Raw genomic sequence first — 22835 nt, forward strand, 5'->3', positions numbered from 1 at the left:
TTATAAATCTTTGATTAAATCAGATAAATCAAACAATAATATATCCGATAGCAAAATCGTATCATTTACCTCAATTGCTTTCATCGCTTCAGATAAAACCAAATTAATTCTCTTCTCTTTTTTTTCTATATCTTCTTCGTTCTTTTCATAATTAATAAGTTCATTTACACCAACTATTAAAGCCTCTAACGTTTCTCCTAATTGTGCATATCCCATTTCATTTTTTTGCTGATAGAACAAGAATGCTGTATTTTTTATCAAATTCTGAATTTCATTTATTTTACTAATAAAATTATCCATAATTACCTCATTATTTTAGATTTAAAAATAGGACTGACCGTTAAGTCAGCCCTATTTTTAATAAATAAACTACGATTACTGTAATAATGATAGAACACCCTGTGTAGATTGATTAGCTTGAGCCAACATAGACTGAGCAGCCTGTTGAAGAATGTTATCCTTGGAGTATTTAACCATCTCTTTCGCCATATCAACATCACGGATACGGGATTCAGCAGCTTGTAAATTCTCTGAAGTATTATCAGCATTAGCAATGGTATGCTCTAATCTGTTCTGTAAAGCACCAAGTGCAGATCTCTGTGTAGAAACCTGATTCAGAGCTGATTGAATAGTTGTAATAGCTGCTGTAGCATCAGAATAGTTAGAAACTTCAGATGAAATAGCGTTTACTCCAAGAGCGGTTGCTGTCATTGTATTAATGCTAAATGCAATATTCTGTCCTGAGTTTGCTCCAACCTGAAGGTTCTTTCCTGTAAAAGTACCATCTAATAACTTCATGGTATTGAACTCAGTCTCATTACCAATACGAGTTACTTCAGCAGATAATGCAACAAGTTCTTCTTCAATAGCTTCACGATCTTCTGTAACGTTAGTATCGTTAGCTGCTTGAACAGTTAACTCTCTCATTCTTTGAAGAATGGACTGAGTCTCATTAAGAGCACCTTCTGCTGTCTGAATTAAGGAAATACCATCCTGAGCGTTAACAGAAGCCTGATCAAGACCTCTGATCTGTCCACGCATTTTTTCGGAAATTGTTAATCCAGCTGCATTATCACCTGCACGGTTAATCTTGTAACCAGAAGATAACTTCTCAGTAGATTTAGCAAGATTTCCTGTAGTAATACCTAACTGTCTTCTTGTGTTGGCTGCTGCCATATTGTGTTGAACTACCATAATAAAATTCCTCCTTGAAATTATATTGTATTAGCAACTTCCATGCTGCTAAAACTTTTGTAAGTTTCTTCTATCTGGCCGTACGCTCCATCAAGAAGAATAATCCGTAAGATAATTTCTTACTTGTTATATATATCGACAATAATTTATAAAACTTTATAGTGATTTATATACTTTTTTAATTTTTTTTGTCATAAAAATATGATTGAGATTCATGCTGTTGAGCCATTGTTTTATAGTAATTAGTTGCTGTTTGATTGCTAATACGTAATTTCTTTATTTCTATGCGTTTAGAAGCAATTACAGCCTCAAATTTTTCCTTATTTCTTTTTTCTATCGCTTGAAGTCTAACGCTTAGATCAGTAATCTTAGTAATCAATTCTTTCATACAAGATATCTCTACGGAATAGTTTAATTTACCAACCACTAGCTCCTCCTTTACACTTTCATACAGCTTTGTAAAACCAGAATCAAGTGAATTAAGGGTTTGCAATTGCTCTTCTTTCTGATCTATGATATCAAGAAATGAATCTTCATCAAAAGCTTCAGATGAAATAATCTCCTCTTGCTTTTCTGTAAGCCTCATCAGTTGTTGAAGAACTTCATATTTTCGTTGTAATGCATCACAAAGTAATTTAATATACGTATGCTTTAAAGTTTGGTTTTCTAATTCCATAGTTTTATCCTCTCACATCTTGTTACATATTAATTACTACTTGCTTTACTATTTTTCATTACTTCCTTCCAAGTATCCCTCATCTCACGAATATAGCCTAATGCTTCCTCAAGCATCTCTTTGTCTTTTTTTATATTCGCATCAATGAGTCTCCTATAAATATAATCGTAGACCACATCAAAGTTCTTTGCTACCGGATACTTAAAGTCCAAGGTAACACGAAATTCCTGAATGATTTTTTCCGCCTTAATGATATTCTTACTAACTTTATCATAATCCCTCTTTTCAAGCGCTAATAAAGCCAAATTACAGAACTTTATAGCCCCTTCATATAACATCAAGGTAAGGTCCGCAGGGGTAGCAGTAAGTATTTTACTATCTTGATATGCTGAAGCCGCGTTTATAGCCATTATCCTTCCTCCAATTACAAAATTACACTAACATTGCAATTATAATTAATCACTGTTGTTCGAGTACAAGATGAGTGCCATAAATAGCACTCATCTTAAACATAACAATAATTATTGATTCATCCCTAACATAGATAATACAGAGGAGCTTTGTGAGTTCATTTCAGCCATAGCCTTCTCCATTGCAGTGAACTGTTTATAATATCGATCTTCCATTTTATTCAACTTCGTTTCCAACCTTTTAAGCTCTGATTGATAATCCGTAATTGATTTCGCTATTTCTTTATCGTTGTAGAATGTTAACGCACTTCTGAGCTTTGTACTGCTCATTCGTTTCGTCATATCTTCATATAAATCACCAGCCAGTTTATTGAAAACCGTCATAACTTTATCCGGATCCTCATTAATCGCCTTCATCAGTTCATCCTCAAAGGCGCCAGATAAGCTGTCCTCCTGATCTCCGTATATATGTAATTGTCCTTTTTCAGTATAATTCATAGAACGAATTCCAAAAGAAGATAATGAATATGATTTATCATTGTATGTTACCGAGCCACTAAGGATTGTTCGCATTGATGAAACAAGAGATCCTATAACATCATCCCTTCTTAGTAAGGAATCTTTAATTTTATCCTCCCATTTCTCAATCTGTTTATCCGTCATAGCTTCTTTTTCATCGTCAGTTAAAGGTTGATAACCTCTTGCGGAAACAGCATTATATGCCTCATTCATCTCCTTCAGCAATTCATTGTAGGTTTTTATGAAATCCTTAATAGAATCATATATTGCCTGACTATTTCCCGTAACTCCTACTGTAATAATCTCATCATCAGAGGGATCTGCAGTATTTGCACCTGCTGTTACACCCTTTAATGTAATGGTAAGTCCATTCACCGTAAAATCATTGGATGAACCATTCATTTCTACTCCATCCAGAATTATTACGGCATCTCTGGCTTCAACTAAGGTGCTGTTTGATGTACTTCTGGTAACAGATCCATCCGCATTTTTAATAACTTCATCAAGCTTTAATAAACCAAGAGAATTCGTTTTTACGATTGTGTTGTCATCAAAATCATCTGTGGAATAAGAAGTCAGCAAATTTTCCAGATCTGTCTCCGCTGATTCGAACACATTCGACGTATCTGCTGAACCAGCCTTCCATGCTTCAAATTCTGCATTGGCAGCAGCTGTTGCCTTTTCCTGAAGCTTTTTCTTTACTGCAGCATCAAGAACTTTCTGATCCAAGGTTTCTCCCTCGGGTAATTCTGCTTCTAATCTTTCACGTTCTTCCGCTGTTACCGCATCGATATTATCCTGATTATTAATATAGGAATTTATATATGACTGACGTACACTATCATGCTTGATTTTTAATAAGCTATCTTTAATCGCGGTCCTGTCCGCTTCTACCAATGTTGGATCAATATAGGATTGTAACAGCTTGTCAACTGTACTTTTCTGAGTCGACCCCAAACTGCCATAATTAAGGAAGTCTCGAATCGCATTCCGATCCTGTGCTTCCTCAGAGGAATTCATGGTTATAGAAAATGAATTATTAACACCACTTTCCTTCGAGCTGATAAAGAAACGCTTCTGTGATGTATCGTAGTTAGCGTTTAAGCCTGCATTTTTACATGCAGTTAGGAAGTCATTCACGGTAGTAGATTTACCAACATCAAGTGTTACTGTCTTTTGTCCTGCATTGATAGTAATAGTAGACCCTTCATTTGCATCAAATCCAAGATCCTTTAATAAGGTTGCTGAGGTAATCTGTTTACCGTTTATATCTGTCCCCATCTGACCACTTGTCATGATCTGTGCACTAGCCAATTGTTTAACTTGCAGGCTATGGGTTCCCTCCGGTGCATTTGTTGCTGCTGTTATGGTAGCCTTTGCCTCATTGGAAGAGGTTGCTTTCTTAGCTAAAAAGCTTCCTTGCATTCTCATTTTAGATAATGAGCCTGTATAGAAGGAATAAATCTTCGAATTTAATGCCTTCCATTTCTCCTGCTTCCATTCCAGCATTGTGATCTTATTCTCAATCTTTGTAGATTTTAACCTTTGTACTTTCATTAACTCGGTAACGATACTTTCCGTATCCATACCGGAAGCTAATCCCGATAATCTCATTGGCATAAGCTTACCTCCTTATCTTCTTTCGTCAACCAGTAATCCTGCCAGTTCCCAAATCTTCTCCAGTACCTCAAGCGATTCCTCCGGGGGTATTTCCCGAAGAACTTCTTCTGTCTCCCTGTCGTATACCTTAATGGTTACTCGATTCGTCTCCTCATGATAAGCGAACTCACATCTGGTCCTATGGGCTTTCATCTTGTTATTAGCTCTTGTAATCGCATCACGAATTTGCTGCTCCGATGCAATTACTTCTTTCATACCTCTGTTCTTCTCAATTCTAATATGTTTGTTCTCAGTAGCAACTTCGGTTATACTTAAATCCTTCGAAGCCATTGCCTGTGCATTGGTTTCAACCACTGAACTTTGAATTGGCTTTGCAGAATTTTGATGTCCTGCTCCCGATAATGAATTTAATGCCATTATTAACACCTCCATGTGCCATATAAAATATCTATATACCGATAATGCATATTGCCATCCTTGACTGTATCAGTTAATTGCATTAACATCTACTTCTTATATCGGTTTTCTTTCTAAAATTATTTATAGCAATCAGCAAAATTTCGTCATGTCACCTTTACTTATTCCGTTTTTACTTGAATAATTTCTTTAGTGCTTCCTCATTACCTGTGGATTCCGCCGCTTCTTTATTGGATTCTTTAATCTGCAAATAGATCTCCTTCCGATATATCGGCACGGATTTAGGAGCACTGATGCCTATTTTCACCTGATCACCCTTTATATCCAGTATGGTGATTTCGACATCGTTGCCAATGATTATGGATTCATTCATTTTCCTTGATAGGGCTAACATATTATTTGCCCTCCTTTGCTGCCTTATATTCCATCAATTGCTGGTAGAATTCATACTTAATCAAATAATCTGAATTCTCAATTATAATCTGCGCTCCCTTTTTGGTATCTGAGTTGATAACAAAGGGAGCTTTCAAATTAGCGGATATCTTCTTGATATCCGTTGGTACTGTTACTGAGACCAGTACAACAATATTATCTTCCGTTAGATTCCCCAATGGTTGTAACAGTTCATCCTCCACCTCCGGATTATAATCCCTTTTTACAATAAACGGACTAATAACCGGAATTGCAAGTAAGGGCTCATCCAGACTCTGAAGCCATGAGATGTCCGGTCGTTTTCCATCCTCATCATCATAAAGAATGGTATATTTTTTATAATTCTCAAATCCCAGGATTCCATTCTCGAAATAGATAATTTTATTCTCATCTAGATCAATTTCTCCAAAGTGCTTAGTATTAATTATCATAACTTCCCCGCCTTCCCTTCCATCGGAATCATTTGTTTATATCAACATTATTATACACGATTTGTCTTATTTTTTCATTATATAAATTATCGAAAGTCTTTTGGAGGTTGCAGGCCAGTTTCCAGCCGAGTTAACAGCTTTGTCCGCATTGCAACTATGGACTTTCGATAATCTGATTTTTATTTAATTAGATATGCAATAACATTATTACAAATTATATAACATATCATACTTCACTGAGTATTTCATATGATAATAAAGCCAAATCCATCATTCTATAGGAAATCCAGTAATGTATTCTGAACAACCCTGGAAGCAGCATTTAAGGAGGATTTATATATGGTATCAGCCACATTATATTTCACTATGGTATCAACCAAATCCACATCTTCATTCTGTGAGAGCAGCTCCTCGAAGTCAACCTTCTGGCTGGACAATCTGTTTTCCGTAAGTTCCAAACGAACATAACGGCTACCCAGATCTGCCACTGCTGCATTCACTCGATCCTGTTCCTTTGCTGATACAGTCATTCCCTTTGCAAAAGCCTGCTGCATTACTTCTTTTTCGAGGCCTAACTGAGTGTTCATCATTTCTTTTAATTTCTCGTAATACTCTCGATCTGCATCACTTAAGGAATTATCAGACAGACGTTTTTCTAATTCGGCAATGTTCTTCTCCGTTTCAACCACATCATTCACCGCATTAAGTATATCTTCAATCCTTCTTCCGATGGTAGGAGAGAAAGCATCCTTTGCTTCGGTATTAATCGTAAGCTTCTGATTGAAATTAACCTCATACTGGATTTTTTGTCCTTCTTTCATGTCTCTTTCAAATATAACAGGATCCTTTTCCGGAGTCAGGCTATCACTCATCGTACAATTAAAGAAATGCTCCGGTTTTAAATCTCCTCTCTGAAAGCCAGATTTATCATATTCTACTGATATCTTATCAGCAGTACGAATATCATTGTATACGGACTCACCGAAGATGATCTCACCTGTCTCATAGATGTAATGAGCATCCGTGGCTGCCGGACTATAAGCGGAAGGATCATTTGCTGATATTGGAGCGATGGTTAAGCTCGGAAGACGTTCACTCATGGTTCCGTCCGGGTTCTTATCATACAGTCTTACAACAACCGGTTCTGTTTTACTTGTATTGTTATAAGCAAGCTGAATACGGTAATTACTAATCAACTCAGGAGCATCCGTTAGCGGGGAGGTTCCATCAATATCAGAACCAAGATATCTTCCGTTCACTTTATTCAGAATTTGAATCTGCTCCGCATCAAAATCTTCGGTAATAGAATAATTTAATGTTGGGGCATTCTCCATAAAGGTTAAGGAGCTGTCCGTCTTATAACCTGAAAATACATATCTTCCCGCATAATTGGAGTTACCCTCCTGATAAATCTGTTCCTTCATCTGTTCCAGGTTCTGTACGATAAAGGAACGATCCTTCGGGGTTAAGGTGTCCGAACTACCCTGAACACAATAGGTATTGATCTGTTGAAGAATATCATTCACTGTATCAAGAGCACTCTCTGTGACCTCCATCCAAGACATTGCATCCGGAATGTTCTTCTCATGATATTGCTCTATCTCAGTCAGATTGGTTCTAAGCTTCAATGCACGAACAGTGATAATTGGATCATCGGATGGCTTCTGAATTTTTTTACCGGTGGCATATTGCTCCTCCAGCTTTGACATATGAAGCTTATTCCGATTAATATTGCTCATCATATTATTCGTCATCATCTTATTTGTAATTCTCATATCATTTCTCCATTCTGCCGAAACACTGTGAATTTAGTTTCGTTAATAGTAGGCTAAATGTATATCTTCCTGTTATACACCCATATAATTGATTAATTTATCATAGATCTCATCCATTACCGAGATCACCTTGGCGGATAAATTGTAGGCATTCTGATAACGAACCAGGTTCATGGCTTCCTCATCAATGTCAACGCCGGATACGGATAATCTCTGATTTTGAATTATATTAAGTATGTTCGTCTGGTTATCCGAAAAGTTATTTGCCTTTAAGGTATCAATACCAACCTCCGCTACCAGGGACTGGAAAAATGCCTCTGCTGTTCCTTGTTTAAACAATTTGCTTTCCTTGATGTTAATTAAACGAAATGTCAGATCATTATTCTCCGAGCCGTTAACCACATCAGTAGATGCTGCAAATAAGTTCGGATCCAGGATCATGTCACTGTTAATCATGAAATTCTCTGCCGTCATCAGATAATAGCTTCCATACATTGGTTCCGAATCCGGAGTCGTTTCAAAATAGCTTCCCGTCCGTGAATTAAATACGTTCTTATCATAATACATTTCGTCCGGTGATCCTTCTATAGGTCCAAAGGTATAATATCTTCCATTCACTTTATTCATAGCAGTGAATACATCCGTTCCTTTTTCCCCTTCCAGATTCACGCCTTCCCGATGTATACCATTGAAGGTCATAGCAAAGGTTCTGATAAACTCATTCATCTGGTTCATATAATATGGAATACCCTTATAATCTATGGACTCTCCAATTCGAACCTCTGCATCTACCGAATCCCTGATAATATCTTTTTCTAATTCAAATTCATAGGTATATTCATTTGTCACTTCATCGATGGTCACTTGAAAACCAAGATATTTATAATCAATATTATCGATGGTTATAATTCCTTGCTGCGGAATATTGAGTTTCTCAATCGAATTAATATTCGTACCGCTTAATCTGAGGGTGGAATCACCAGCAGTTGTATCTGCCCTCCCGTGAAGGTAAAACTGGTTATTCCCATCACGAACCTCCAGTAGAGCCTGTAATGTTCCGCCAAGAGTACTGCTTCTCTGATTGAAATGCTGCCCATTTGTCCAGTAGATGTCATAAATGCCATCAATATCAGTCTGATTAATTTTCTGTTCTCTGGGACGAACCTCCAATGTATTGAAGTCAGATCCATCCACTAAGGTTGAGCCATTCAATTTTACAACATAACTTGTTAAAGAAACTCCCTGTCCAATTACCTGCTCCGTAACAGTTATATTTGCTATTTCCGACAATTCATCAACCAGTAATGCTCTTTGATCACGAAGATCATTGGCCGTGCCACCATTGACTTCAATAGTATTGATCTGTTTTGTGGCTGTCGCAATCTGCTTTGCCAGGGAATTAATCTGATCCACTTTATTACGAATATCGAAATTACACTCTTCCTGAATACTTTTCAGGTTTTGTGATACAGAGTTAAAGTATTCGGTAAAGCTTTGGGCATAATTGATTAGCTGGGTACGAACGGTCAGATTTGCAGGGTTCTTTGACAACTCCTGTAAACAACTGTTGAAAGAGTTATATGTTGTTGTAAACCCTTCCAGACTGACCTCGTTAAAATAATTCTGTATTTCATTCATATAATATGCTTTTGTATTGTATTCACCATATGATGTACTATTCTTCCAGAACTTCTCATCATAATAGAGTTCACGAAGCTGATTAACTCCCAACACAGTTACACCTGTTCCGGCCATTCCATAGGTACTATTTACCCTTAATGCTTTACCTGCCTGTTGTCCCATGACCTGTCTTGTGTAGCCCGGTGTCTCCGTATTCGCTATATTATGCGCCGTTGTATCGAGAGCGGCCTGATATGCATATAATCCCGTTTGTCCAATATTTAATCCAAAAAATGTAGATCCCATACCTTCACCTCATATGTAGAAATACTTATAATGTTCTACCCTTTACAATCTCATTATTATGTGTTCCAGCATCTCACTTACAACATTGATATATCTGGCCGAAGCATTATAAGCATGCTGATATTTGATTAGGTTTGTCAATTCTTCATCCGATGAAACGCCTGTAATTTGTGATCTTTGATTATCGATCGTTTCTACCATGGAAGCCTGTGTGGTACTAATGGTATTGTATTGCTCTCCACGATTGGCAATCTCCGAGATGAATGCGGTGTAATAATCACCAAAGTTAAATTTCGTTAAATCGTTTGGAGTAAGAGTAGCAAATGGCTCCTGCCACTTGGTAACCAGTTCCTCCGCTATCTTAATATCGAAATCTCCGGATCCGGTGTTACTGGATAGAGGTAAATATGCGTTATTCTGTAGTAGTACCGGATTTACTTCAAGCTCCCCAAGAGTATATAGGGAATACTTATCCGCCGGGTTCTCCTCATTATATACAAGTACCGTATCCGATATAGTATTACCGTATTCATCAGTGCCTACAATGTATCTTTCCTCATAACGTTTCACTGTCTTACGATCAAACAAGGCTTCTCCGGCTATTCCATTCAAACCGACGGGAGCTTTATCTGTATCCAGTATGTATACTTCTCCGCTACCGTCTGCTAAAGTAACCTTCTTATTCGGGCATAGAATATCATTAATTGTGGTTACGATACCATGTATGAGCTGATCAAACTGAATTTGCACTGCCATAATAGTGGAAGCATTCTTTATTTCATCATAGTTGGCAATATCCGTGTAATTTCCTTGTTTATTTCCTCTGGCAATCAGTAATCCCTTTAAGGAACCGATATCCGTATTACCCTCGGAGGTAGGAACCTGAGCAAGGTTAAATACATCCATATTCCCGTGTGCTTCCCATACCGGCTTCAGCATAGGTGAGGTTTCGTTTACCCTTTCGGTCTTCATATGGTATACGACCTCATCACTAACAAATGGGGTTCCTTCTATACTTACATTAACAACACCAGAGGCATCTTCTTTATAGCTAATCAAGGCCATTTTACCAAGTTCATCTAATAACAGATTTCTCTGGTCACGAAGATCATTTGCCTTTTCCTGCTTGTTACTCTCATACATACGAATTTTAGTATTCAGTTCTTTGATACTGTCACCGATCTCATTGATTCGGTTTACCTGCTTTTGTATCTGGGTGTTTAAATTAATCTGATAGTCGTTCAACGCATTAGAGATATTCTCTGTACGCTCCACTAACGTAACCGCATTCTGTATTAAGGAAGCTCTTGCAGCAATGCTGTCCGGTTCCTTCGCAAGCTCCTGCAAAGATACCCAGAACTCATTCAGACTGCTCTGGAAGGTGATTCCCTCCAATTCTCCGAATAATCCTTCCACTTCGGATACTGCCTGATATTGAGCCTCATAATATGCCTGTCTTCCGATTTCCTGACGGTAAGCACGGTCCAAAAAGAGATCTCGAACCTGCCTTACTGTTGCAAAATCCGCTCCCAGACCCTGCTGTAATGTGGATATATGATTCATACCCAGCTTTACATAACGAAAATCAGTAATTACAGCCTGTTGTCTTACAAAACCCTTTGTATCAACATTAGCCAGGTTGTGGGACGTAATATTCAAAGCGGTCTGACTCACATTCAAACCCGATACACCGACATATAAGCCACCAAATGAACTCATTTGTACCTCCATCTTGCCGCTGTGCGGCAGTACTTTCTCTTACTGCATCGCATCGAACATCCCTGTTACCTGCGATTGTGAATCATATTGAGAAGCACCCTTAGTGTAAGTATTGTTCCCCGGTGACATCCTTGTACTCTGAATAAAATTCATATTGAATTCTATCATCTCTAGGGATTGTTCTATTAACGATTTGTTTCGATTATTGATTTCGACTAACCTTTGAATGGTGCTTTTTAGATTATCATGTATTAATGAAAGAGCTCTCTGCTCTTTTGGTTGCTTTTCCATTAAACCAATTAAGGTTTTTAAAGTAAACTCACCGTCTTTTCGATTGATTACGGTTCTGATATTGAGCATTAACTCATTGCGTTTGTGTTCCAAAGCGCTGATCTGATCCACCGCCAACTGCTCCTTAGCAGTTATCGCCTGAAGAGAAGTCAGGTCATTTTTCACGATAACCCGAGTCTTCTCATCAGCTATCGGAATCAATTGACGGTACACCTCGTATTCCTGCTCCAGAATATCGATTAATTCTTCCATTAAGCTCGCCAACGTTAACCCTCTCTTCTCTATGGATTTTTCACTTCTTAGCCCTTTATTCCGGTAGTACGCTTATCCAAAATAGCGTTCAATCAGCTTATCTGCAACATCCTGCATGCTGATATTATATGTTCCTGCATTCATTTTTTCTTTGATTTCTTTGATCTTCTCTTCTCGTACATCAGGAACACGCGCAATCACTTGCTTTGCTATCTGATAGTCCTTTCCCGTCTGGGATATTTCCAATTTGTCACTGAAGCTGCGCCCCTTCGTCTTAGAAGTACTCTTTACATTATTTGCTTCGTAAATTTTACTAATCTTGTTAAATGCATCTATGCGCATCCTAATCACCACCTATCTATAGGATTTTCCAAATGGTTTTTTATAACTCTACCTTATTTATCGGCCGTTTTGTAATTATCATTAGAGTAATTTCAAAAAAAATTTATAAGATAATGTAAAAAGGGGCTGTCGCACTAAGTAATTAGTGCGTAGCTCCTTTTTCAAATAAAATAAATCCCAAACTTCGAAAAGTAAGGGATTTATGGTAAAATATTAGTATGCTAATACAAAATAATTTACATAAAAATTATACTTCATTTCAGAGTGGATATCAATTAAAACTTCCACTAAATCTCGAATGTATAATCTCAGAAAATGATTCCGTTCGATTACTAAGTCAGTTTGTGGAGGAAATGGATTTGACTGACTTATATTCTACTTACGAAAGAGTAAGAGAAAATTCTGTATCGCCTAGAACACTTCTAAAGATTGTACTTTATTCTTACATGAATGGTGATTACTCTTCACGCTCCATGGAGCTTAATTGTAAGAGGGATATTAATTTCATGTTTCTATTAGAAGGTGCAAATGCTCCTGACCATGCAACTTTTGCAAGATTTCGAAGTATTCATTTTGCACCCTGTTCAAAGCGTATCTTTGCTGAAATGTCTAACCGCCTTTATAATCTAGGTGAAATATCAGGTGAGACTATTTTTATCGATGGTACAAAGATAGAAGCAAGTTCCAATAAATATACATTTGTATGGAAAAAAGCTGTTTCAAAAAATCAGGCAAAGCTACTTCTAAAACTGGCGGATTTGATAGCTGATTGCGAGCAACTGTATGATATAAAAATAGTTTATGGAAATACTGTAAAAATGAAGCACGTTAAGAAGCTGCGCAAGAATCTTTACACATTAAAAGAACGTGAGAACCTTGTCTTTGTTCATGGAATCGGCAAGAGAAAGTCCCCGCTTCAAAAAAGCATTGAAGCATTGGAGGAGTATCTGGCAAAGTTAAAAGAATACAATCAAAAGATATATATTTGTGGTGAAAGAAATAGTTATTCTAAGACAGACCATGATGCTACCTTTATGAGAATGAAAGAAGATGCTATGAGAAATGGACAATTAAAACCTGCGTACAATCTGCAGCATGGAGTTGATTCTGAATATATCACTTGGCTTACCATTGGGCCACAGCCAACAGATACAACAACTCTTATTCCATTTTTAAAAGAGGCTGAGGAATACTTGAAATTTAAATATAAAAAAATCATAGCAGATGCTGGATATGAAAGTGAAGAAAACTACTTATTTATTGAAAGTAATGGACAAACTTCATTTATAAAACCTGCTAATTATGAAATATCCAAAACACGAAAGTATCAACAAGATATAGGAAGAATCGAAAATATGGATTATGATAAAGAAGAGGATGCTTATATTTGTCGTAATGGAAAAAAATTAAACGTTGAATATATCAAACACTCCAAATCAAAAACAGGATATATGAGCGAAAAAACAATTTATACAAGTAGTGATTGTAGTGGATGTTCCTACAAAAACGATTGTATCAAAGGAAATAATTGCAAAACACCTTTTGAAGAACGAAATAAAGTTCTTCAAGTAGCAAAAAAGTTTATAAAACAAAGGCAAGAAGGTCTTGAGCGAATACTTTCAGAGGAAGGGATACTGCTAAGAATGAATCGTAGTATACAAGCAGAAGGTTCCTTTGGAGATTTAAAGCAAGACATGCAATTCAGACGTTATCTAAGTAAAGGCACATCAAATGTTCTGGCAGAAAGTGTGCTTCTTGCTATGGCGAGAAACATAAACAAACTACATAATAAGATTCAAAATGGAAAAACTGGAATGCATTTATTCCCAATTAAAAGTGCATAGATTTTAAAATGTCTAAATAAAATTTCAAGGCCTATTATTAGGTCTATTAAATTACATCATTTTTAAGAAACATAGATGGAACTAAGATGAAACAGATAATAAAAGGCTATTTTCAGGAAAAAGGAAGCTGTCGCTTCACGATTATTTAATCGTTAAAGCGACAGCCCCCTTTGCTGAACACAACAAATTATAGTATTTTCATTAAGTTATCTAGTTACTTATTTTTTAATTTTATTCTTTAACACCTTAATCGCTTTTTGTAACTGGTTGTCTTTTTCAACCGGAATTGTTACCTCTTTTTTCATTTCCTCATCCAGTTCAATCTCAACATCTGGAGTAATACCAGTTTTATGAATATTTCGACCCTTTGGCGTATAATACTTTGATATGGTAAGCTTTACAGCTGTTCCGTCTGAAAGTGGAATAACCTTTTGAACAATTCCTTTTCCAAAGCTGGTGGTTCCGACAATGGTTGCTGCCTTATAGTCCTGAAGTGTACCGGCAAATATTTCAGAAGCACTGGCGCTATTTCCATTAATCAACACCGCCATAGGAATATCGAGCTTGATATCGTCCTCAGCATTTTCTGGATCCCGCTTTCCATACTTATCCTCGGTATATACGATCAAACCTTTCGGTAAAAGACGGTCCAGTATCTTTACAACAGAATCCAGTAATCCACCCGGGTTGTTACGAACGTCGACTACCAGTCCCTTCATACCATCCTTTTCTAATTTATCAATGGCTGCTTTAAACTGTGTTACGGTAATCTCATCAAACTCGGTAATCACAACATAACCGATGCCATCCTCCAGCATCTTATATTCTATAGTGGGTACTTCGATTTCCTGTCGAACTATGGTAAAATCAATGGGATCAGTCTCTCCTTCGCGAACGATCGATATATTCACCTTCGTTCCTTCTTTTCCCTTCATTTTACTAACTACTTCAGATAAATCGTTTCCTGTTACTTCTTCCCCTTCAACCTTGTATATAATATCACCTGGAAGTAAACCAGCCTTATATGCTGGCCCATTAACAAAAGGCTTAACGATGGTTATAATACCAGTGTCAATGTTCTGACTTACCGTAGCTCCGATACCACAATATACTCCGGATGCGCCTTCCATCAATGCCTCATATTCTTCGTGGGTATAGTAGGTAGAGTATGGATCCTTCAGGCTGCTGATAAATCCTTTATATATTCCGTCTTCAAAATTCACCTGGTCCACTTTTTCCAAATAGTAATTATCCACCAGCATTTCTAAAAATGCTAACTTCTTCACTATTTCATCATATTTATGCTCTCCCTGCGCCGCCGAGATCTCCTCTGAATCGTCAGCTTCCCTCTCTTCAGTCGCTTCGGCTATATAATCCTTCGAATCTCCATCTGCCATACCATTACCGAACAACAATACAGCTCCTAAAACGGAAAATAAGAGCGCTGCTCCGCATATTCCAGTAATCATTCCGGTTATGAAATTCTTCTTCATATTGTCCCTCCTATCTGTCCGTCTGTATATTATATTCTTTGACTTATTATTATAGCTATGCACCTTATAACTATTTAGAAGCATAAGTATCGTCCGATATGGAACTAATGCAAGCTAAGGAGAGTGTCTTGCCCGGATATAAAGCTCTCTTAATAGTCCAATTGCTCCATATATTTCATGTACTTTACAACCATAAGAGCAATCTTAAATGTAATGGCATCTTCAAATACCCGAAGATCTAAATTCGTGCTCTTTTGCAGTTTATCCAGACGATATACCAGGGTATTACGGTGAATATATAATTGTCTGGAGGTTTCTGATACATTAAGGCTATTTTCAAAGAACTTGTTGATCGTGGTCAAGGTTTCCTCATCAAAATCATCTGGTGATTTTCCTTCAAAAATTTCCTTTATAAACATTTTACATAATGGCATAGGAAGCTGGTAGATTAATCTTCCGATTCCCAGATTATTATATGCCACCACATTTCTTCCACTATAGAATATTTTTCCTACATCCAGAGCCATCTTCGCTTCTTTATAAGATCTGGATACATCCTTGATCTCGTTAACGATGGTACCATAAGCAACATGAACCTTTGTCATGGCTTCCGTATTCAGCATATCCAGTATCACTTTTGCTGTTTTATTCAAATCTTCGTAAGTCTCATTTTGTTTTACTTCTCTCACAAGAATGATGTTTTTCTCATCAACTGCAGTGATGAAATCCTTCGTTTTACCAGAAAACAGGCTGCGAACAGTCTCAAGCGCATTCGCATCCTTTTCATTCTTCGTCTCAATTATATATACAACACGTCTAGCTTCTGTATCAATATGAAGCTTCTTAGCCCTGTTATAGATATCAACCAGCAGAAGATTATCCAGAAGCAGGTTCTTAATGAAATTGTCCTTATCGTATCTTTCCTTGTACGCAATCAACAGGTTTTGAATCTGGAAGGAAGCAATCTTACCAATCATAAATACATCTTCGCTGTCACCCTTTGCCAAAATCACATACTCTAATTGATGTTCATCGAAAACTTTAAAAAACTGATACCCCTGAATTGCCTGACTGTCCGCCGGAGAAGACACAAATGCTAACACTGCATTCTCATACTGTTCTGCATTCTCAATGGTAGTAGCTAACACCTTACCCTCTGTATCCATAACACAGATGTCAATACGTGTAATGCCTTTTAATCCATCAATGGTGCTTTGAAGAATTTGATTGGAAATCATTCATTCACTCCCTTTATATTATATTTCTATTATTTCATAAAATTCATATGTCCGAATGCTATTTTAGCACCGTTTTCGTCAGAAGTAAACTAAATTTATAAAATTTTCACAATAATTTTCGTGTAATAGTATCAAATTTACCGCATTTGGATTTAGTTTATTCACAAAACTTTTATCCTGCAGAGTTTTTAGTGCTTCACAGATGCTTATTCAGAGTTTCGTTTGTGCCAATAAGATTAAAAAATAGGGAGCAATAATGCTCCCTATTGATAATATACTATGTTCATTAATTAGTTTGTTATAACTTCTTCTGTTTCCTTATCAAATACATGTAATTTTGACATATCAAATGCAATCTTCAATGTATCATCCGGTCTTGCTGTTGTACGAGGATTTACACGAGCTGTAATTTCGAAGGTGTCATTTACTGTGAAGTATAAGTTAACTTCTGCACCTAATAACTCGTATACCTTAACTGTAGCTTCAATAACACTGTCAGGAGAGCTACTTAAGAATACTTCCTCATCATGAATATCTTCTGGACGAATACCGATAACAACAGTCTTTCCTTCATAACCACCTTCGATTACTTTCTTAGCTTTTCCTTCAGGAAGTTTAATCGAATTGGTACCGAAATTAGCGTATACATCGGAACCCTTCTTTGTAATTGTTGCGTCAATGAAGTTCATCTGAGGTGAACCCATGAAACCAGCAACGAATAAATTCTTTGGTCTGTCATATAAGTTCTGAGGTGTATCTACCTGTTGAATTAAACCATCCTTCATAACAACGATTCTGGTACCAAGTGTCATAGCTTCTGTCTGATCATGTGTTACGTAGATAATGGTAGTCTGTAATCTCTGATGTAGCTTAGAAATCTCAACACGCATCTGTACTCTCAGCTTAGCATCAAGGTTTGATAACGGCTCATCCATAAGGAATACCTTAGGATTACGAACGATAGCACGACCCATAGCAACACGCTGTCTCTGACCACCGGATAGAGCCTTCGGCTTACGGTCTAACAAATGCTCGATATCAAGAATCTTAGCTGCTTCATGAACATATTTATCAATCTGATCTTTCGGAACTTTTCTTAACTTCAAACCAAATGCCATATTATCATATACTGACATATGCGGATACAAAGCGTAGTTCTGGAAAACCATCGCAATATCTCTATCCTTAGGTTCAACATCGTTAACCAACTTATCTCCGATCCATAATTCGCCGGAAGTAATCTCCTCCAAACCTGCGATCATACGAAGTGTTGTTGATTTACCGCAACCAGATGGTCCTACGAAGATGATGAATTCTCTGTCTGCGATTTCAAGATTAAAATCTTTAACAGCTACAACTCCGTTAGGATATTGCTTGGTAATGTTCTTTAATGATAAACTTGCCATTTTATATCCTCCTACAATTTTCTACATTCATAATTCTTGTACTATTACCATATCAGTATAATACACCATTTCCTATATTGAAACCATATCCCATTTTAACAAAATAGATTTTAGGCTTTTGTTTAAATTGTATACAAAAAATTAAAATAAGTATTTTTACCGATAATCTTAATGCTATTTGCTTATTTTACTGTCTATATTCAATAAAACCTTCCCCCATTACCTCTCTGACATCACTGATAATAACAAAGGCACTCGGATCAATTTTCTTCGAAATTGCTATGATTTTCACGATTTCTTTCTTGGATACAACACAAAATAACATCTTTCTTTCCTTATTAGAATACATTCCAGTCGCGCTCAGACCAGTGACACCTCGATCCAGATTATGAAGAATGGAGTCTGCAATCTGAGTATAATGATCCGATATAATATACGCCATTTTCGCATATTTTAAGCCTTCCACTATACCGTCCGAAACCTTCCCGTTAATATACACAGCAATAATGGCATATAATGCATTCCCCAGCCCGAATACGATGGCACCAATTACAATGATAATACCATCTATTATGATTAATATCTGCGGCACTGTAATGTGCCTTTTATAATAATGAAACAAGGTTGCGATCAGATCCGTTCCACCAGTAGAGGCTTGAACCGAGAATATCAAACCAATTCCGGCGCCGCCAATTGCACCACCCAAAATGGATGCCAGTAAATAATCATCTAATTTTAAATCATAGATTGGAATAACCATTAACGCCAGGACAAAGGCTATGGTTCCGAACAGTGCCGAAACCACAAAATTCTTCCCCATAATTTTTATGGCAAGAAGAAATAAGGGTACATTGCATAGGATGGTAAACAGCCAAAGGGGAAAGCCCCCTTCAATGATGTTCTTTGTCAGATGCTTTACAACAATCGCAAGACCGGATACCCCACCGGTTACCAGCTCCATCGGTTCAAATATCAAATTGACAGACACTGCCATTAAAATGGCACCTACAATAATGATTAGGTACTTTCGTAAAATCAATATATTCCGATTTTTCATTAATTTCTTAGCCATAACCATTTATCCGCCTCGTTACCAATCTTTGTCCTGTACGTTTTTATGGTACGCATATAGACTTTAGTTTATGCAAATATTTGTACTTCCCTTTATGTTACTTCTTCTATTCTACAATATCAGCAGTAGTTAATTGCGCCAGTTGCATCTCTACTAGCGTTGTATTCACCACAAAAGCACTGTTCCTGTCATCTCCTCTGATCAGATCAAAGCTGACATTATCGATTGATGTCCTGCAGTAGCTGTCCAGATAATTCATTTTATCATGAAACGAAAGGTTTGAAGTGATCTCAGAATAAAGCTCTTCAATATAATTACTGAGATCTTCTTTTGTTTTCAGCTTCCCCATCTTCTTTTTATAGGAAGTCTTGAATACGGCTGCATGTACCATTTCTTTATTGTCATCATTGTCATCGTTCTCTGATTGCTCATCATCAATAGCAACATCCTTTGAACGGGTTATCTCATCCATTGTAAAAATCTCGTCAAAGATTTCCTGGGGAATGGCTGTATAATAGCTAATATCAATTCTCAGAAGATCCTCCAGAATTAACACACCATAATCAAACCTTGTATCATCATCCAGATACTTTGATATGGCAGACAGTTTAATCACCTGAGGAATCGATGGATAAACTGGTACCAGCTTCCGATATAAGGTATCCGACATGGTAAATTGTGTTCTTGTCGGAATTGTAATATAGGTAAGTTGTTTCTTTTTACAATGATATATTTCTAAAATGATATTATTAATCTCACCCGTCTTAGTATCATATCCGTATATGAGGTTCTTCGAAATGTCATCAATACTCGCTTTTGTTATAGGCTCCTGTTCCTGCTGTATTTGATTTGCCACAAGGATGTCAGCATCCGGATCTGAAAAATAGTATATGGTAAATGCATAACCGCAGATTCCAGCCGTCAATAAAAATAAGATAATTATGACATACTTTAGGATTTTGGAAACTGTGCTTTTCCCTTTGTTACGTGCCAAACGACTCACTCCCATCTTGGTGTCATTTTATCATACCCTTCTCCGTTAATCAACGCATCTTTCTTCCTGCGATACCACATATTTATTCGTGATGTTACGAGATTTAAGAGATGACTACTCTGTTAGAATTATGCTATACTAAATATAAGGAGTTGGCCGTGAAAAGCTTTTATTTTAGAAGCATCTTAAGACAAGTCATATATCGTCTGATTATTCTTAATATACAATATTTTACATTTGTAGTATAGTACTGGAGGTTGATATCAATGAATAAAAAAACGGTGTTAATTACCGGCTCTTCACGTGGCATCGGTAAGGCAATCGCAGTCAAATTCGCAAAAAAAGGTTATAACGTAGTTATAAATTGCGCACACAATGAGGAAGAGCTTTTGAAGACCAAGGCCGAAATTGAGACCTATCAGATCTCCTGCCATGCTTACCTGGGTGATATGGGGAGTTATGATGCTGCCAGTGAATTATTCAGGCAGATAAAAAAGCTATATGGCAGCATAGATGTATTAGTTAATAATGCAGGTATATCCTATATCGGCCTTCTTACCGACATGAAGCCGGAGGATTGGAATCGGGTAATCTCAACCAATCTAACCTCCGTATTTAATTGCTGTTCTCTAGCTATCCCAGACATGGTGAAAAACAGATACGGAAAAATAATCAATATTTCTTCCGTATGGGGAGCAGTTGGCGCATCCTGTGAGGTCGCATATTCCGCTTCTAAGGGTGGAATGAATGCCTTTACAAAGGCACTGGCGAAAGAACTGGCACCCAGTAATATACAAGTAAATGCAGTTTCCTGTGGTGCAATCGATACCGAAATGAACCGCTTCCTAACCGATGACGAGCTCATGCAATTAATAAATGAAATCCCTGCAAGTCGTCTGGGAAGAGCAGAAGAGGTTGCTGATCTGGTATATCATCTTGCTTATAAGAACGAATATCTTACAGGACAGATCATCGGATTGGACGGCGGGTGGATTTAATATGAACTAAGATTAGGGTTTCAAAAGTCGGCAGATTACACCAATGAATATATATGTACTAATATTCCTCTAAAAGCTAAACCAGACTTTTGACACCCTACTCTACTAATAAATCACATTAAAATTACTAATATATAACCACGTTTACAAACATCATTCCATGTAATATGATACTTTTGTCAGTTTCTCTTATGAGTAGCTGCACTATGATTTAATCGTAAATGATGGAGGATGTCAAATGGGCGGATTTTTTGCAGTAACGTCAAAAACAGATTGTGTATTTGATTTATTTTTTGGAACGGATTATCATTCACACCTAGGAACAAGGCGTGGCGGAATGGCTGTTTATGGCCCAAAGGGATTTGACCGTGCAATCCATAACATTGAAAATTCTCCTTTTCGAACAAAATTTGAAAAGGATGTTAATAAGATGGAGGGCAACTTCGGAATCGGATGTATCTCCGATTATGAATCACAACCTCTCATCGTACGCTCCCATCACGGGACATACTCCATAACAACCGTAGGAAAAATAAATAATACAGATGCTATTGTGAAAGATATCTTCAGCAAAGGAAATACTCATTTTTTAGAAATGAGCGGTGGCGATATTAATGCTACGGAATTGGTTGCAGCGATCATTAACCAAAAGGATAATATCGTTGAAGGAATTCAATATGCTCTGGAAATCATCGATGGTTCCATGTCGCTCCTTCTTATGACGTCAAAAGGTATTTTTGCTGCCAGGGACCGTTTAGGAAGAACTCCTGTGGTAATCGGCAAAAAGGAAGAGGCCTTCTGTGCCTCCTTTGAAAGTTTCGCTTATTTGAATCTCGGATATAATAATTATAAAGAACTAGGACCGGGTGAAATTGTAGTTATGACTCCGGAGGCAGTAACAACCTTAAGCATGCCTGGAACCGATATGAAAATCTGTACCTTTTTATGGATATATTATGGTTATCCTTCTTCCTCTTATGAGGGAGTCAGTGTAGAGCAAATGCGATATAACTGTGGTGCTTTGCTTTCACAACGTGACAATGTAAGACCGGATATCGTTGCTGGTGTTCCGGATTCCGGAACTGCGCATGCCATCGGCTATGCCAATGCTTCCAATATTCCCTTTTCCAGACCGTTTATTAAATACACTCCTACCTGGCCGCGTTCCTTCATGCCGACCATCCAGAGCAAACGTAATCTCATTGCAAAAATGAAGCTTATTCCGGTTCATGATTTAATCAAGGATAAAAGCTTATTATTGATTGATGACTCCATTGTACGTGGTACCCAACTCAGGGAAACAACGGAGTTTTTATACCAAAGTGGTGCTAAAGAGGTACATATTCGTCCTGCCTGTCCACCTTTATTATACGGTTGTAAATATCTGAATTTTTCCCGTTCCACTTCTGATATGGATCTGATCACCAGAAGAGTGATTCAAAAGCTTGAGGGAACTCAGTCCGAGGAAGTCTTAAAAGAATATTCGAATCCGGATTCGGATCGTTATAAAAATATGTTAGAAACAATAAAAGAAGAATTGAATTTCACTTCCTTGCGTTACCATCGTTTGGATGATATGGTGAAATCCGTTGGTATTAGTCCATGTAAACTATGTACCTATTGCTGGAATGGAAAAGAATAAGAATGGTCTGTTGCATATTTTATAATAGGGACTATGACTTACCATAATACACTGTCGGAAGAACATATTGGCAATTTTGTGAATTGGTAACATGTCCTTCCGTCTGTGTGTGAGGTAAATCATAGTCTCTGTTGATACATTATG

General features: G+C 37.2%; 21 protein-coding genes. 3 read left to right on the top strand and 18 right to left on the bottom strand.

Going from position 1 to position 22835, the window contains the following annotated elements:
- The 13 genes from H0486_RS15110 to flgM form a co-directional block, all read right to left on the bottom strand.
- The gene (locus H0486_RS15110) at positions 1 to 300 is read right to left on the bottom strand and encodes a hypothetical protein (protein ID WP_228353786.1); all 300 of its coding nucleotides are present in this window, start codon (positions 298 to 300) and stop codon (positions 1 to 3) included.
- 75 nt (positions 301 to 375) lie between these two features.
- The gene (locus H0486_RS15115; RefSeq protein ID WP_228353787.1) at positions 376 to 1194 is read right to left on the bottom strand and encodes a flagellin N-terminal helical domain-containing protein; all 819 of its coding nucleotides are present in this window, start codon (positions 1192 to 1194) and stop codon (positions 376 to 378) included.
- A 178-nt stretch (positions 1195 to 1372) separates the two neighbouring features.
- The gene (gene flgN, locus H0486_RS15120; protein ID WP_228353788.1) at positions 1373 to 1870 is read right to left on the bottom strand and encodes a flagellar export chaperone FlgN; all 498 of its coding nucleotides are present in this window, start codon (positions 1868 to 1870) and stop codon (positions 1373 to 1375) included.
- 29 nt (positions 1871 to 1899) lie between these two features.
- Positions 1900 to 2283 carry a flagellar export chaperone FliS gene (gene fliS, locus H0486_RS15125; RefSeq protein ID WP_408647634.1) on the bottom strand — a complete coding sequence of 128 codons (384 nt, stop codon included), beginning with the start codon at positions 2281 to 2283 and terminating at the stop codon, positions 1900 to 1902.
- A gap of 108 nt (positions 2284 to 2391) precedes the next feature.
- A complete protein-coding gene (fliD, locus tag H0486_RS15130) occupies positions 2392 to 4419 on the bottom strand; it encodes a flagellar filament capping protein FliD (protein WP_228353790.1) in 2028 nt (675 codons plus the stop codon).
- A gap of 12 nt (positions 4420 to 4431) precedes the next feature.
- The gene (locus H0486_RS15135; protein WP_228353791.1) at positions 4432 to 4836 is read right to left on the bottom strand and encodes a flagellar protein FlaG; all 405 of its coding nucleotides are present in this window, start codon (positions 4834 to 4836) and stop codon (positions 4432 to 4434) included.
- Between the two features lie 172 nt (positions 4837 to 5008).
- Positions 5009 to 5230 carry a carbon storage regulator CsrA gene (gene csrA / locus H0486_RS15140; protein WP_228353792.1) on the bottom strand — a complete coding sequence of 74 codons (222 nt, stop codon included), beginning with the start codon at positions 5228 to 5230 and terminating at the stop codon, positions 5009 to 5011.
- 1 nt (position 5231) lies between these two features.
- A complete protein-coding gene (fliW, locus tag H0486_RS15145; RefSeq protein ID WP_228353793.1) occupies positions 5232 to 5699 on the bottom strand; it encodes a flagellar assembly protein FliW in 468 nt (155 codons plus the stop codon).
- A gap of 275 nt (positions 5700 to 5974) precedes the next feature.
- Entirely contained in the window at positions 5975 to 7474 is a 1500-nt protein-coding gene (flgL, locus tag H0486_RS15150; RefSeq protein ID WP_228353794.1) for a flagellar hook-associated protein FlgL, read from the bottom strand.
- 72 nt (positions 7475 to 7546) lie between these two features.
- On the bottom strand, positions 7547 to 9400 hold the full coding sequence (flgK, locus tag H0486_RS15155; RefSeq protein WP_228353795.1) for a flagellar hook-associated protein FlgK: 1854 nt from the start codon (positions 9398 to 9400) through the stop codon (positions 7547 to 7549).
- Between the two features lie 42 nt (positions 9401 to 9442).
- Positions 9443 to 11119, bottom strand: a complete 1677-nt coding sequence (gene flgK, locus H0486_RS15160; protein ID WP_228353796.1) for a flagellar hook-associated protein FlgK — start codon at positions 11117 to 11119, stop codon at positions 9443 to 9445.
- Positions 11120 to 11158: 39 nt separating this feature from the next.
- Complete coding sequence (locus H0486_RS15165; protein WP_228353797.1) at positions 11159 to 11674, bottom strand: flagellar protein FlgN; 516 nt, start codon at positions 11672 to 11674, stop codon at positions 11159 to 11161.
- 60 nt (positions 11675 to 11734) lie between these two features.
- On the bottom strand, positions 11735 to 12004 hold the full coding sequence (gene flgM, locus H0486_RS15170; RefSeq protein ID WP_228353798.1) for a flagellar biosynthesis anti-sigma factor FlgM: 270 nt from the start codon (positions 12002 to 12004) through the stop codon (positions 11735 to 11737).
- A gap of 218 nt (positions 12005 to 12222) precedes the next feature.
- On the opposite strand from flgM, the gene H0486_RS15175 reads away from it, so the two are divergent.
- Positions 12223 to 13848 carry an IS1182 family transposase gene (locus H0486_RS15175; RefSeq protein ID WP_228353219.1) on the top strand — a complete coding sequence of 542 codons (1626 nt, stop codon included), beginning with the start codon at positions 12223 to 12225 and terminating at the stop codon, positions 13846 to 13848.
- 218 nt (positions 13849 to 14066) lie between these two features.
- On the opposite strand, the gene H0486_RS15180 is transcribed toward H0486_RS15175, so the two are convergent.
- The 5 genes from H0486_RS15180 to H0486_RS15200 all read right to left on the bottom strand — a co-directional run bounded on the left by H0486_RS15180 (position 14067) and on the right by H0486_RS15200 (position 20051).
- Complete coding sequence (locus H0486_RS15180; RefSeq protein WP_228353799.1) at positions 14067 to 15341, bottom strand: S41 family peptidase; 1275 nt, start codon at positions 15339 to 15341, stop codon at positions 14067 to 14069.
- A gap of 149 nt (positions 15342 to 15490) precedes the next feature.
- Positions 15491 to 16579: a PucR family transcriptional regulator gene (locus H0486_RS15185; protein ID WP_228353800.1), complete on the bottom strand. Its 1089-nt coding sequence runs from the start codon at positions 16577 to 16579 to the stop codon at positions 15491 to 15493.
- Between the two features lie 290 nt (positions 16580 to 16869).
- Positions 16870 to 17985 carry an ABC transporter ATP-binding protein gene (locus tag H0486_RS15190; RefSeq protein ID WP_228353801.1) on the bottom strand — a complete coding sequence of 372 codons (1116 nt, stop codon included), beginning with the start codon at positions 17983 to 17985 and terminating at the stop codon, positions 16870 to 16872.
- 187 nt (positions 17986 to 18172) lie between these two features.
- Positions 18173 to 19057, bottom strand: a complete 885-nt coding sequence (locus H0486_RS15195) for a YitT family protein (protein WP_228353802.1) — start codon at positions 19055 to 19057, stop codon at positions 18173 to 18175.
- A gap of 106 nt (positions 19058 to 19163) precedes the next feature.
- Positions 19164 to 20051, bottom strand: coding sequence for a hypothetical protein (locus H0486_RS15200; RefSeq protein ID WP_228353803.1), 888 nt, complete (start codon positions 20049 to 20051; stop codon positions 19164 to 19166).
- Positions 20052 to 20317: 266 nt separating this feature from the next.
- Here H0486_RS15200 and ymfI point away from each other — a divergent pair, with 266 nt between their 5' ends.
- Together ymfI and H0486_RS15210 are read left to right on the top strand one after the other, a co-directional pair.
- Positions 20318 to 21049 carry an elongation factor P 5-aminopentanone reductase gene (ymfI, locus tag H0486_RS15205; RefSeq protein ID WP_228353804.1) on the top strand — a complete coding sequence of 244 codons (732 nt, stop codon included), beginning with the start codon at positions 20318 to 20320 and terminating at the stop codon, positions 21047 to 21049.
- 238 nt (positions 21050 to 21287) lie between these two features.
- On the top strand, positions 21288 to 22691 hold the full coding sequence (locus H0486_RS15210; protein WP_228353805.1) for an amidophosphoribosyltransferase: 1404 nt from the start codon (positions 21288 to 21290) through the stop codon (positions 22689 to 22691).
- The last annotated feature ends 144 nt before the right edge of the window (positions 22692 to 22835 follow it).

This window comes from Variimorphobacter saccharofermentans, assembly GCF_014174405.1.
GTDB classification, from domain to species: domain Bacteria; phylum Bacillota; class Clostridia; order Lachnospirales; family Lachnospiraceae; genus Mobilitalea; species Mobilitalea saccharofermentans.